The 13,874-nt window shown below is 47.2% G+C and carries 12 protein-coding genes; 6 read left to right on the forward strand and 6 right to left on the reverse strand.

Annotated features, from left to right (window positions below; all coding sequences use genetic code 11):
• Positions 1 to 67 precede the first annotated feature (67 nt).
• The gene (locus tag C1S73_RS24530) at positions 68 to 544 is read left to right on the forward strand and encodes a copper chaperone PCu(A)C (protein WP_038873472.1); all 477 of its coding nucleotides are present in this window, start codon (positions 68 to 70) and stop codon (positions 542 to 544) included.
• A 236-nt stretch (positions 545 to 780) separates the two neighbouring features.
• Here C1S73_RS24530 and yegD read toward each other — a convergent pair whose 3' ends face one another.
• The 3 genes from yegD to C1S73_RS24545 form a co-directional block, all read right to left on the reverse strand.
• A complete protein-coding gene (gene yegD, locus C1S73_RS24535) occupies positions 781 to 2,133 on the reverse strand; it encodes a molecular chaperone (RefSeq protein ID WP_038873469.1) in 1,353 nt (450 codons plus the stop codon).
• Between the two features lie 86 nt (positions 2,134 to 2,219).
• A complete protein-coding gene (locus tag C1S73_RS24540) occupies positions 2,220 to 2,846 on the reverse strand; it encodes a hypothetical protein (RefSeq protein ID WP_038873467.1) in 627 nt (208 codons plus the stop codon).
• Between the two features lie 235 nt (positions 2,847 to 3,081).
• On the reverse strand, positions 3,082 to 3,402 hold the full coding sequence (locus tag C1S73_RS24545) for a DOPA 4,5-dioxygenase family protein (RefSeq protein WP_038873466.1): 321 nt from the start codon (positions 3,400 to 3,402) through the stop codon (positions 3,082 to 3,084).
• Positions 3,403 to 3,997: 595 nt separating this feature from the next.
• On the opposite strand from C1S73_RS24545, the gene pdhA reads away from it, so the two are divergent.
• The 3 genes from pdhA to C1S73_RS24560 are packed head-to-tail and all read left to right on the forward strand — an operon-like array spanning position 3,998 to position 7,207.
• Positions 3,998 to 5,092: a pyruvate dehydrogenase (acetyl-transferring) E1 component subunit alpha gene (pdhA, locus tag C1S73_RS24550; protein WP_038873462.1), complete on the forward strand. Its 1,095-nt coding sequence runs from the start codon at positions 3,998 to 4,000 to the stop codon at positions 5,090 to 5,092.
• On the forward strand, positions 5,085 to 6,068 hold the full coding sequence (locus tag C1S73_RS24555; protein WP_038873460.1) for an alpha-ketoacid dehydrogenase subunit beta: 984 nt from the start codon (positions 5,085 to 5,087) through the stop codon (positions 6,066 to 6,068). Before pdhA ends, C1S73_RS24555 begins: the two co-directional genes overlap by 8 nt.
• On the forward strand, positions 6,065 to 7,207 hold the full coding sequence (locus C1S73_RS24560) for a dihydrolipoamide acetyltransferase family protein (RefSeq protein ID WP_038873457.1): 1,143 nt from the start codon (positions 6,065 to 6,067) through the stop codon (positions 7,205 to 7,207). The genes C1S73_RS24555 and C1S73_RS24560 overlap by 4 nt, the downstream gene beginning before the upstream one ends.
• 129 nt (positions 7,208 to 7,336) lie before the next feature.
• Here the strand turns inward: C1S73_RS24560 and C1S73_RS24565 are convergent, their stop codons facing one another.
• A complete protein-coding gene (locus C1S73_RS24565) occupies positions 7,337 to 8,302 on the reverse strand; it encodes an electron transfer flavoprotein subunit alpha/FixB family protein (protein WP_038873454.1) in 966 nt (321 codons plus the stop codon).
• A gap of 11 nt (positions 8,303 to 8,313) precedes the next feature.
• On the reverse strand, positions 8,314 to 9,063 hold the full coding sequence (locus C1S73_RS24570; RefSeq protein WP_038873451.1) for an electron transfer flavoprotein subunit beta/FixA family protein: 750 nt from the start codon (positions 9,061 to 9,063) through the stop codon (positions 8,314 to 8,316).
• Positions 9,064 to 9,341: 278 nt separating this feature from the next.
• Between C1S73_RS24570 and C1S73_RS24575 the strand changes: the two genes are divergently transcribed.
• Together C1S73_RS24575 and C1S73_RS24580 are read left to right on the forward strand one after the other, a co-directional pair.
• A complete protein-coding gene (locus C1S73_RS24575) occupies positions 9,342 to 11,003 on the forward strand; it encodes an electron transfer flavoprotein-ubiquinone oxidoreductase (protein WP_081634814.1) in 1,662 nt (553 codons plus the stop codon).
• A gap of 192 nt (positions 11,004 to 11,195) precedes the next feature.
• Positions 11,196 to 12,713, forward strand: a complete 1,518-nt coding sequence (locus C1S73_RS24580) for an arylsulfatase (protein ID WP_038873446.1) — start codon at positions 11,196 to 11,198, stop codon at positions 12,711 to 12,713.
• Positions 12,714 to 12,934: 221 nt separating this feature from the next.
• Here C1S73_RS24580 and C1S73_RS24585 read toward each other — a convergent pair whose 3' ends face one another.
• Positions 12,935 to 13,819: a LysR family transcriptional regulator gene (locus C1S73_RS24585; RefSeq protein ID WP_038873443.1), complete on the reverse strand. Its 885-nt coding sequence runs from the start codon at positions 13,817 to 13,819 to the stop codon at positions 12,935 to 12,937.
• Positions 13,820 to 13,874: the final 55 nt, after the last annotated feature.

Below are 13,874 nucleotides of genomic sequence, written 5' to 3' on the forward strand. Positions count from 1 at the left end.
CAACAATAACAATTAATCCGATCGCACAAACGATTCGGAGAAGCAAAATTTCAAAAGGAAAACACTAATGCTTAAAACAATGAAAACCACAGCCTTCGCTCTTATTGCTCTATTAGCGAGCCCACTGAGTCTCGCTCACGAATATGAAGCAGGCAAGATTCACATCGATCATCCTTGGAGTCGTGAAGCACCACCAAATGCGCCAGTAATTGGCGGTTTCTTCCAGCTAAGTAACCTAGGTGATGCTGATGACGCGCTGATTGCAGCTTCAACACCGATTGCTGACCGTGTAGAGATTCATACTCACACCAAAGAAGACGGCATGATGAAGATGATTAAGATTGATGAAGTCGTGGTAGAGCCTCAGCAGAAAGTGGAATTCAAGCCAGGCAGCTTCCATCTCATGATCTTCAACCCAACCCAAACGCTAAAAGAAGGCGACCGTTTCCCTGTGACTTTGACGTTCAAAAAAGCAGGTAAAGTGGAAGTAGAAATGGCGGTTGAGAAAAAAGACCACATGGAAAAGCACACGCACCACCATTAATCGCTTAAACGAAAAGAGCCCGCGACTTCAGCGGGCTCTTTTGCTTTTGGTGCTCAGACTTTAATTATGTGTACTTGAGAGATTCCCTACTCGCTCGTTCCCCGCTCTAGGGAATGACCCCATTTAGTCTTCTATCAAAGTTTGAGTGGCTTAGTGCTCAGCACATTGGCCAAACTCCCTTCGTCACTGCGACGAGCCTAGGCGAGATCAGGAATCTATTAACAGCTAACTCAGTTTTACTTAAAGCAAACCTCTGCCCAGCGCGCTAGACCTGCGGTTACCGAACCAAAGTAGTTACCACTCACCACCGGAATATTTGGCAATACTGTCTGCACTGCATCACGCAAAATAGGTGAACGTGCCGAGCCGCCGGTCATAAAGATTGCATCCGGTTTTACGCCCGCTTGCTCTACCGCTTCTGTTACTAACGCTGTCATCTTATTCTTCGGTGATTCAATCGCTTCAATCATCTCATCACGTTGAACATCGACTTCAATCAACTCAGACAACAAGTTAATGCCCGCATGGTAGGACGCTTGTTCAGAAAGCGCGACTTTCGCCTCTTCCGCACGACGGACAATGTTATAACCCAGAGACTCATGGTAAACCTCTAACAAGCGAGCAAGCTTTTGTGGCTCTTGCGCTTGCTTGTGCAGAAGTTTCAACGCCGAAAGGTTCTCACGAGAATAAAAGTCACTCTGCGCTTCTACGTTGTTGATCGCAATTGGGTTCCAGAACTGTGTGGTTGGCATAACGATGCCCGACTCCATCTTACTCTCCATACCAAATGGGAACATCAGTTGTTTGAACGCCAATGCAATATCCAAATCGTTACCACCGACACGCTGGCCGCTGTGCGCCAACAGACTTGCTGTGCGATCCGCTTTACCACGCCAAGATGGTCCCATTTGAATCAAAGAACAGTCTGTCGTACCACCGCCAATATCGACCACCAGAATGGTTTTATCTTCCGTTAGCGTCGCTTCATATTCCAGACCCGCGGCAACAGGCTCAAATTGAAACTCAACATTTTGGAAGCCAGCACGTTTTGCTGCTCTTAAGAGAATACCTTCTGCTTGGATGTTCGCCGTTTCTCCTCCACGTCCGTGGAAATTGATAGGACGACCAATCACCGCATCAGTAATGATTTGCTGCGCATCGTTCTCAGCTTGCGACTTGATGTTGTCCATCATGGCGCACACTAGATCTTCAAAGAAACTTAACTGAACGTCACGCAGGCCAGATGCACCTAAGAAAGACTTCGGTGACTTCACATAGTAAATATCGCGAGGATCTTCTAAGTAACGATTCAGCGCTGCTTGTCCAAACGCCATATCTTCAGGCTCAAGTTCAATGCTCTCTTCGCGGTTGAAGTTTATAGCGCGACGCAGAACTTGCTCACCCACTTTATCAAAAGGCTTGATATTACGATGACGAAATAGGTGTTCAGACACCGATTCACGCGTTGGTGACGCAAGGGTGGAAGGAATGTAAGGGCTACTCCCCTCAAGATTAAGCAACTGAGGCTCACCTTGTTCCATTTTCGCCACCGAACAGTTTGCGGTGCCATAGTCAAAGCCGATGTACATAAGTCCTCCCACTGACAAAAAAGGTCGGCAATCCTACCTCAACAGTCGTGGAAATTCTAGCGCAACAACTTGAATTGAATCTGGCTTTAGTCTTTCTCTACAGGCTCTTTTTTCATTGAGGGCAGTACAAACGCAAGAAGCAACGCCAAAAGCAGAAATACCGGAGTGAGCGTAAGCCCATGCCAAATCGAGTATCCATCGTGGAAGAGCCAAAAAATGCCTACTGTAAGTAAGTATGCAAAATAGCTACAAAACACTAAGCTAATCGCTACGAAACGAGTGCGGTTAATGATGAGTATGCGCACCAAATATTGGCTCATGATTCCTGCGCAATGGACAGCAAGTTGCCAATTTATAATAAAGCACGCCAACGCGACAAACCCTGAGACCAACAGCGCATCATGAGTATTAACGATGAAATAGCTACCAAAACGACTCATGATGATGGGATAGTCACCTTCATAAATGATCGACCACGAAATCGCATTCGCAGCCGCAACGAAGTTGGCAAAATAGGCGATGGCATAAAAGGTAGTTTGAGAACTGAATGGTTGAAAGACTTCTGAACAATAGCCTTGCCACTCTTCTTGGTTAGCGGTTGGTCCGACCCAATTGCGTTTTTTACTTGGCACACGCTCGGCAAATGCAGGGCCATTACGAAACAACAGCCAAAAGATATACAGCGCTAGTGCCACCAAGAGTATTGTTAGCATCCCCTTTCCCCTCTAGAAATGTCCTTTCCACTGCCAATGGCGTTGGGGTCGTATACTGCACTTCCCTGATTTATATGTTAAATCTTGTTTTAATGCGTTACTAAACATCAAATATAAGAACATATGATGGTGACTCTTTTATCACTATCGTTATTTAGGTTTAGCACACGATGGACGGAATTGCTGAATCTGGGTAGGACGAACAAGGAGGGGAAACGTCGCCTACCCCAACGATTTACGCTTCGAGCTTTTCCTCAAATACTCCGAGTTCGCGCCCGAGCCAAATCGCATGTTCTGTGTGATCACGTAATTCGTTATCGCTGACTGGATGGATTAAGACAGAGAAGCCACCTCGAATGGTATCTAACCAAGCGATAAATTCCTCGCTCACGGATTCAACGTGCAGTTCAAACATTGGCATCTTATGGGGCCCAACCAATTTACACACTAACGGAAAAACGCGCAGCACGTCTTGGCGTTCTTGACGAATAATTTCATTCAAGGCTTGAGCTTTTTCCTGCTGCTGAAGCGGAAAGTAAACATGAATGTGGTACATAACTTCTCCATGAGTATCACAGACTTTAATTATGGGTCACACTACATGCATTCCCCAACCTTGGGAAGTGACAAGTGACTCTATCTAGTCAAAGCGTGACGACGAGAATAACGTGTTACTGAATTACCACCTCAAAGTGCTTAATAACCATCCAAGTTGTGAAATTTCACAGCGTAATTTTGTCGCAAATTTCTGGTCAAAGTCAGTGATTCCATTCAATTCTGAAAACGTACAATTCTTAAAACCAGTGTTTTATCCTATAAAAATACACTGTAAGCGAAATTTTACTGTGGAGCATTGCGTAAATCAAAGCACAATTTAACATTTTGTTTACACTTACAGTATCTGGTTATATCAAGATTCATCACTGGATTAGGCGGTGTAAACAGCAGTATCAAGCGACGCCTTGTGTTTTTCCAGAACACAGTTTTGTTAGAGAGACGAACGACAGATGCGTCAATAACTATCAAAAACAACTGCAATCCTAGGTATGACCTTTTGCGCTGATATCAAAGCCTGAGTACCCATACAGGCTGAGATCGAAATAATGAGCAGCTGCAGTCCAAAAGACCCGCAGCGTCAAAAGGAGCTTGAGATGAACGTTCAGGCATTACCCATGCATCGGTTTATCGACCATGATGGGAACCTCGTCAGCCAACTACCCAACTGGGCTGATCTTGAAACTTTGGTCGGATTTTACCAAGACATGGTATTAACCCGGACCTACGATAACAAAGCCGTTGCCCTGCAACGCACTGGGAAATTGGGCACCTACCCATCACACCTTGGCTCGGAAGCTGTTGGTATTGCTGTGGGCAGAGCGCTTAACACCACCGATGTTTTCGTGCCTTATTATCGTGATATGCCCGCCATGTGGTGCCGTGGCATAGGAATGGAAAAGAACCTGCAATATTGGGGAGGCGATGAACGCGGCAGCGACTTCGCGCCTGAAGGCAGTCCTTTTCCTAGTAAAGATCTCCCCTTCTGTGTCCCAATCGCAACTCAGTGTACCCATGCCGTTGGTGTTGCGGCGGCACTGAAAATCCAAGGCAATCACGATGCCGCTTTGGTGATGTGCGGCGATGGCGGCACTTCCAAAGGCGATTTCCTTGAATCCATTAATTGTGCAGGCGCTTGGAACATCCCATTAGTCTTTGTGGTGAACAATAACCAATGGGCGATCTCCGTACCACGCAGTTTGCAATGTGCCGCGGAATTTCTCTCAGAAAAAGCCAAAGGTGCTGGTATCCCCGGCATTACGGTGGATGGCAACGATGTCGTCGCGGTGTTTGATGCAACATTGAACGCCCTTGAACGAGCGAGAAAAGGCAAAGGCGCAACGTTAATTGAAGCAGTAAGTTACCGCTTGAGCGATCACACCACCGCCGACGATGCGACCCGCTATCGTAACGAGGACGAGGTTCAAACAGCTTGGCAATATGAACCCGTTCGTCGACTTAAAGTATTTCTCAGCAATCAAGGCGTTTGGAATAACGAGAAAGAACAAGAGTGGCAAGCACATTGCAAAGAACAAGTTGAACTCGGCGTTGAGCGTTATCTCAACATGCCAAATCAAGCGCCTGAAACGGGCTTTGATTTCCTTTATGAATCCCTGCCCCAAGAGCTTCATGCGCAAAGGGATGAGCTAATCAATAAAGCAATGCGAATGCAGGGAGGGAAACATGACTGAACTCACGTTAGTTGAAGCAGTGAACCTCGCACTGCATCATGAAATGGAACACGACCCAAATGTCATCGTCCTTGGCGAAGATGTGGGTGATAACGGCGGTGTATTCCGCGCCACTGTAGGACTCAAACAAAAATACGGTCTTAAGCGCGTTATCGACACACCATTAGCTGAAGCACTTATTGGCGGAGTCACTGTCGGTATGGCAACGCAAGGTTTACGACCTGTAGCCGAGTTTCAATTCCAAGGCTTTGTCTTCCCTGCATTGGAGCATTTGATGTGTCATGCAGCGCGAATGCGTAACCGAACCCGTGGTCGACTCACCTGCCCTGCGGTATTCCGCGCGCCCTTTGGTGGCGGCATTCACGCACCAGAGCATCACTCCGAAAGCGTCGAAGCGTTATTTGCTCACACCGCAGGCTTTAAGGTTGTGATTCCTTCATCACCGCAACGCGCTTATGGTTTGCTCCTAGCAGCCATTCGAAGCAACGATCCGGTGATGTTCTTCGAGCCGAAACGTATCTATCGCACTGTGAAATCTGAAGTGGTGGATAACGGCGAAGCGCTACCTCTCGACACTTGTTTTACCCTTCGCAAAGGTCGCGACATTACATTAGTGACTTGGGGAGCGTGTGTTGTCGAATCACTGCAAGCGGCTCAAACGCTGTCCAATCAAGGTATCGAAGTTGAGGTGATTGATTTAGCCAGCATCAAACCCATTGATACCGCGACCATCTTCCGTTCGCTAGAGAAAACCGGACGCCTCTTGGTGGTCCATGAAGCCAGCAAAACCTGTGGTGTCGGCTCAGAACTGCTAGCCAGAACCGCAGAACATGCCATGTGCCTACTCAAAGCGCCACCAAAACGCGTCACGGGCATGGATACCATCATGCCGTACTACCGCAACGAAGATTATTACATGATTCAGGAAGAAGACATTGTGCTCGCCGCGCGCGAACTCGTGGAGGATTGGAAATGAAGACGTTTAACTTGCCCGATCTCGGCGAAGGTCTCGCTGAGTCAGAAATTGTGAAATGGCATATTAGTGTTGGTGATATGGTCAAGCTCGATCAAGTGGTGCTTACTGTCGAAACTGCAAAAGCGACCGTAGACGTCCCTGCGCCTTATGGTGGCCGCATCGTGAGCCGTCATGGTGAAGAAGGCGACGTAATCAACATCGGTGCTCTACTTCTGGAAATCGATGAAACGGGCGCAGAACAAACCGTCTCAGAGCAGAAACAAACTGCCGATGCAGCAACCGTGGTCGGTAATGTATCCCAACATGCGCACAGCGTGAATGTGGACGACTTCTGGATTGGTGGCGAACACAGTCCATCGCCAGATAACCTCATTACTGCGCTTCCTTCTGCTCGACTATTAGCGAAGAAGCTGGGTGTGGACTTGGAGTTAGTTAAAGGTAGTGGGCCGGATGGTTTGATCGTCGATGCCGACATTTACGACGAAGCAGGCAAACAACGTCCCGGTACAGAAGTACTCAAAGGCGCACGCCGAACCATGGTGTCGGCCATGGCGGAATCCCATCACAATGTCGCAGCGGTCACCATTACCGAAGAAGCGGTGTTGGAAGGCTGGGAGCAAGGTGAAGATATCAGTATTCGTCTGGTCCAAGCCATTGTGCATGCGTGTCAAGAAGAGCCAGCTATGAATGCATGGTTCGATGCAGAAACCATGACGCGTTGTGTCCACAGTACGGTGAATATTGGTATTGCCGTAGACAGTCGACATGGTTTGTACGTGCCGGTTCTGAGACACGCTGATGAGTATGAGCCACAAGAGGTGCGCCGTTGGTTGGACCAAACCGTGCAAGGCATACGGGAACGTAAGATTGGTCGTGAGCAGTTACAGCACGCCACAATTACGCTTTCAAACTTTGGTGCGATTGCAGGCATTTACGCAACGCCAGTGGTCACGCCGCCACAAGTTTCGATTGTCGGTGCAGGTCGAATCATTGAGAAGGTTGTAATTCGAGACGGGCAAGCTGTGGCAGTGAAAGCCATGCCGCTGTCGATTACGTTTGACCACCGTGCATGTACCGGCGGTGAAGCTGCAAGGTTCACAAAAGTACTAGCAGAGCACTTGAGAAAACCGAGTGTTTAAGCAGCTTTTGCCATGAATAACAAAAGGGTTTCCGATTGGAAGCCCTTTTGTTTTGAAGATGAATTTAAAGAGAGATTCCCTACTCGCTCATTCTTCACTCCAGGGAATGACGCCCGAAAAATAGCGAACTTAAACCTTCTCCAACAACTCCGGCATAATCTCAAACAAATCACCAACCAAACCATAATCTGCGACTTGGAAGATTGGCGCTTCAGGATCACTGTTGATCGCCACAATCACCTTAGAATCCTTCATTCCTGCCAAATGCTGAATGGCTCCGGAAATACCCACAGCAATGTACAATTGAGGCGCGACAATCTTACCCGTTTGCCCAACTTGCAAATCGTTAGACACAAAGCCTGCGTCTACCGCAGCGCGTGATGCGCCAATTGCGCCACCAAGCTTGTCGGCAAGCTGTTCCACCAGCGCGAAATTCTCTTTGCTGCCTAACCCTCGACCACCCGAGACCACAACGTTTGCCGCCGGTAGTTCTGGTCTTTCGCTTTCCGCTTTTTGCTGTGAAACAAACTCAATGTGCTCTGCCTTAATGACCGTTTCTAACGTCACGACATTCTCGACTACTGCAGAATCAGACACCGCAATTGCGTCAAACGCTGAGCTCCGAATCGTCATCACTTTGGTTGTATCGTCCGAACGAACTCTGGCTAACGCATTACCGGCATAGATGGGGCGAACAACCGTATCGAGCGATTCAATCGCAATCACATCTGACAACTGCCCAACATCCAGTAAGGCAGCGACACGGGGCATCAAGTTCTTACCGAAGGTACTCGCGGGAGCTAGGATATGCGAATAATCCCGACCAACTTCGGCAATCAAAATAGACAGGTTTTCTGCCAGTGCATGCTGATATTCAGCAGCATCAATCGCAATGATCTGCGAGATACCTTGCACACACTTCAACTCGTTCAATACTGAGCTGCATTGGTGCCCGACTAACAAGGCGGTGACAGGCAATGAGGCTCCGTCTTGTTGAATCTGAGAAGCCGCGCTCAACGCACGTAATGTATCGACTGAAAGTGATTGGTTATCGTGTTCTACAACGACCAAGGTTGCTAACGGTTTGTTTGCCATGGTTCTGCCTCCTAAATCACTTTCGCTTCATTTTTGAGCTTGTCGACTAACTCGTTCACACTGCCAACCATCTCACCAGCTTTACGAGCAGGCGGCGTCATGACTTCCAGCACTTGCTGAGAGTGCTCAACACTCACACCAAAGAAGTCTGGCGTCATCACCGATAGCGGCTTCTTCTTCGCTTTCATGATATTCGGTAGCGAGGCGTAACGCGGTTCATTCAAACGTAAATCCGTACTGATGATCGCAGGCAGATCCAGTTTGAGCGTTTCTAAGCCACCGTCGATTTCTCGCGTAACCAGAACCGTTTCCCCTTCTACTTTCACTTCCGATGCAAATGTCCCCTGCGGACGATTCGTCAGTGCTGCCAACATTTGCGCGACTTGGTTGTTATCCGTATCGATTGACTGTTTACCCAGAAGCACCAATTGAGCCTGCTCTTGCTCCATCACAGCTTTGAGTAACTTCGCGACCGCAAGCGGTTCTGGTGACTGTTCAACATCAATATGAATCGCACGATCCGCACCTAATGCGAGCGCTGAGCGCAATTGTTCCTGACAACTGGTGTCACCAATCGACACCACTAACATCTCCTCTGCAACCCCAGCTTCTTTAAGGCGTACTGCCTCTTCCACCGCGATTTCACAGAATGGGTTCATCGTCATCTTCACGTTGTTGGTTTCCACGCCGGAACCATCCGATTTCACTCTTACTTTAACGTAAGGGTCAATTACACGTTTAATCGCAACCAGTACTTTCACATTCCCTCCTAGCAGATCGCAAAGCGATACGCGTCCTAGCAATTGGGTCATGCGCGACAAAGACTTGTATTAAAGCTCAGTTTTTTCATTACTTTGCTAACAAAAAACACATTGTGACATTGTCACCATATATCTTTATCACGCCCTATGACGTTACCATTTGAGCTTAGTTTAGTTTACGTTTACGTCAACTGGACTATAGTTCTTTATACGAGCACTGCGTAATAGAAGAAGCACCTGAAACACAAAGAAAGGTTTCGCATAAAGGAAGCAAGAAGATGGAAAGAGAATGCATGGAATTTGATGTGGTGATTGTCGGCGCTGGACCTGCAGGTTTGAGTGCAGCATGCCGCTTAGCGCAACTCAACCAAGAGCGTGAAGATGAGCCGCTGTCTATTTGTGTGGTAGAAAAAGGCTCAGAAGTTGGTGCACATATCTTATCTGGCGCGGTATTCGAAACACGTGCATTAGACGAGCTTTTTCCTGATTGGCAAAGCATGGGCGCGCCTCTTTCCGCCGCGGTAAAAAACGATGCCTTCTTGTACCTAACCACAGAACTTAATCACATTCGTGTTCCCCACTTTCTTACCCCTAACCCAATACACAATGATGAAAACAACTACGTCATCAGCTTGGCGAACTTGTGTCGTTGGTTAGCAGACCAAGCTGAATCGCTTGGTGTAGAGGTCTATCCCGGTTTCGCCGCATCCACGATTAACTACGACGCATTTGGCGCTGTTACAGGGGTAAACACCAGCGACATGGGTTTGGACAAGAAAGGAGAAGCCAAACCCAACTTTGAAGCCGGTATTGAGCTAAAAGCCAAATACACCGTGTTCGCCGAGGGGTGCCGAGGTCATCTTGGTAAAGAGCTCATCCAACGATTTGGTTTAGACGGTGATAAACAACCGCAACATTATGCGCTCGGGCTTAAAGAAATTTGGGAGTTACCTGACGATGCCAAAGATCAATCTGGCAGCGTGATTCATTCTGCAGGGTATCCACTGAGTGAACCCAACACCACGGGTGGCGGTTTTCTCTATCACATGGAGAACAACCAAATCGCCGTTGGGCTTATTGTCGACTTGAATTACAGCAATCCTTACTTGAGTCCGTTTGACGAATTTCAACGCTTTAAGCACCACCCTGCTATCGAACAACATTTAAAAGGCGCTCAACGCATCGCTTACGGCGCAAGAGCCATTGCGAAAGGTGGGTTGTCTTCTCTACCGAGACAGCAATTCCCCGGCGGTTTATTGATTGGTTGTGATGCGGGCACGTTAAACGTCGCTAAGATCAAAGGCAGCCATACTGCGATGAAATCCGGTTTGTTAGCCGCAGAAGCCATTGCCGAAGCATTCACACAATCCAATTCGGAACCGGATTACCAAACCAAGTTTGAAGATTCATGGTTGTATGAAGAACTTAGTGACACACGTAACTTTAGTGCAAACATTCACAAATTCGGCAGCGTACTCGGCGGCGCACTTTCCACCTTCGAACACAATCTGTGGCAACCTCTGGTTAAGAAACCAATACCGTGGACGATCACTGATCCTTCGCACGATCATGAACAACTGAAACCAATTGATGAGTGCCAACCTATTCAATACTCGAAACCAGATGGTGTAATCAGCTTCGATAAACCCTCATCAGTATTTTTGTCTGGTACACAACATGAAGAAAATCAGCCTTGCCACTTGCAACTCGCCTATCCTCATATTCCGATTCAAGTCCATTTGAAGAAGTTTGATGAGCCAAGCCAGCGCTACTGCCCTGCTGGCGTGTATGAAGTGGTAGAAGTAGAAGGCGAGCGAACATTTCAAATTAATGCCGCAAACTGTGTGCATTGTAAAACCTGTGACATCAAAGATCCTTCGCAAAACATCACATGGAAAGCACCTGAGGGTGGCGGCGGACCAAGCTATCAAAACATGTAGCACTTATAATGTGATGGTGATTCGCTATCACGCCTCTTTTATCTGAACAATTGATAATTTAAATCCATCAAAAATCTAACAAATCAATCACGTGTACTATGCTTAGTTTGCCAATTAACTAAGCAGTTCACGGTCAATTTGCATCAATCACAACAAAAGAAATGAATTCTACTTATTGTCCAGGAGGACTCGATGAAGAGGATATTGAGGAAGTTTCTCGTATTGATGAGCGCGGTCGCGCCTGTCAGTCTGTTGGCAGCAGATAAACCCAACATTTTAGTATTTTGGGGCGACGATGTTGGTGTTTACAACATTAGCGCTTATCACAATGGCATGATGGGCGGTCGTACACCAAACATCGACACCATTGCCAATGAAGGTGCCATTTTTACGGATGCTTACGCGCAACAAAGTTGTACTGCGGGTCGTGCATCGTTCATTCTCGGTCAGCACCCATTCCGTACAGGCTTACTTACGATTGGTATGCCTGGAGCAAAAGAAGGGATTCAAGCCAAAGACCCAACCATTGCTGAGCTACTGAAAAACCACGGCTACGTTGCGGGTCAGTTTGGTAAAAACCACCTAGGAGACCAAGACGAGCACTTACCTACTAACCACGGTTTTGATGAATTCTTCGGTAACCTCTACCACTTAAATGCTGAAGAAGAACCAGAATCAGAGTTCTACCCTAAAGATCCTGAGTTCCGTAAAAAATTCGGCCCTCGTGGTGTTCTTAAATCCACCGCTGACGGAAAAATTGAAGACACAGGCCCACTCACCCGTAAGCGTATGGAAAACGTTGACCAAGAGTTTATGGAAGCCAGTCTTGCCTTCATGGAAAAAGCCGTGAAAGACGATAAACCTTTCTTCATTTGGCACAACTCGACGCGAATGCACGTTTGGACACACCTAAGTGAAGAATACAAAGGGAAGTCTGGTTATGGCCTTTATGCCGACGGCATGATGGATCTGGACGATCAAGTTGGCGTGATGCTTAAGAAGCTTGACGAACTTGGTGTAGCCGACAATACCATCGTGATTTTCAGTACCGATAACGGTGCAGAGAAATTCACATGGCCAGATGGTGGTACAACACCATTTAAAGGCGAGAAAGGTACAACTTGGGAAGGTGGCTTCCGTGTACCTATGATGGTTCGCTGGCCGGGTCAGATCAAACCGGGGACGGTCATCAACGACATTTTCTCTCAAGAAGACTGGATGCCAACGCTATTGGCCGCCGTGGGTGAGCCAGACGTAAAAGAGAAGCTACTTAAAGGTCATGAAGCCAATAACAAAACCTTTAAAGCGCACCTCGATGGATATAACCAGTTAGACCTACTTACCGGTAAAACAGATACTGGTGCTCGTAATGAAATCTTCTACTTTGATGCCGGCGGCCACTTAAACGCTCTGCGTTATAAAGATTGGAAGATTCACTTCACCATCATGGAAGGGGCCATCAACGAGGCTTATCGTAAAACGCCAAGCTGGCCGTTGATCGTTAACCTACGTATGGACCCATTTGAAGTAGGACCAGACTCAGCGCTTTATGTCCGACACTTCTACGCAGACCAAATGTGGATGTTTGTCCCAGCGCAGGCTATCGTTCGAAAATTCCTTGAAACCTTTAAAGAGTTCCCTGCAACCAAAGGCAGCTCTTTGAGTATCGAGCAAGTCGTGGATGCCATGACGCAACCACAACGGAATTAATGTTTAACACTTAGTTTGATAAAGCACTAAGCCTACGGAGTACGGATATTATCGCTGGTATCTGTACTCCGTATTTTTATGTCTCAAGCCCTTATACCTCATCTCTAAGAGTCGCATAACCGACGTTCATCACGGTCGGATAGTTTTAGAAAAAAGCAGATATCGCCTGTCACCCATGGCGCAGTCCATCGCTGCTTTATTTGCTTTCGAAATACCCCTCCCTACTCCTGCCAATCAGCAAAATGGTCAAGTAGAAAGTTGATGGCCAATCTGGCCCTTAGAGGCAGAAAGTGGCGATTCTGATAAACGATCCAACTACTATTACCACTTCCCCAATAAGACTCTAAGATTGGTACCAATCGCCCGGAAGAAATGGCATCGTTAAAGCTACTCTTTGGTAGATACGCCACGCCTAATCCGTCTTCACAGGCTTGCAAAACCGTTTTAGCGTTGTTGCTTTTCCATCGTCCTTGGACTTTCACGCCATCTAGCGCCTTACCATCTTTTTCAAACAACCAAACGTCCTTGTTCGTGATGATGCAACTGTGGTGCTTGAGTTGTGTTGGATGAGTAGGAAAACCATGCTCGTCGATATAATTCTGACTCACCGCTGCTGCCATGGGGCGATCAACTAGCTTTCTCGCGACTAAACCAGAATCACTTAGGCGTCCGTAACGAATGGCAAAATCAAAACCATCTTCAATAAAATTGACCATACTTGTATTGAAGTTGACTTCTACCGTGAGGTTCGGATGTTGTTTCGCAAACGCCATCAACGCTGGTGCAACGTGATTTTCAGAAAACGCACCAGCAGCACTCACTCGTAACGTACCACTCAATTGAGTTTGCTGTGTGGTGAGTTGCTCATTGGCTTGCTGAAGCCCAATCACCAACTCTTTACATTGTTGGTAATACGCTTGCCCTGCTTCCGTTAAGCTTACCATTCGTGTCGAACGTGCTAGCAAGGCAACGCCTAAACGTTCCTCTAACTTTGTCACTTGTCGACTTACATGGCTGGTACTGCAACCCAATTGTTTCGCAGCAGAAGAAAACCCTAAGCTCTCCGCAACCGTAACAAATTCGTTGATACCTTCAAAACTGTCCATAGTCACCTTTGCCATATGGCAATAATGTTTTGCTAATTACCTCTATTATCACCTA

The sequence above is a fragment of the Vibrio jasicida 090810c genome, assembly GCF_002887615.1.
Lineage (GTDB): Bacteria > Pseudomonadota > Gammaproteobacteria > Enterobacterales > Vibrionaceae > Vibrio > Vibrio jasicida.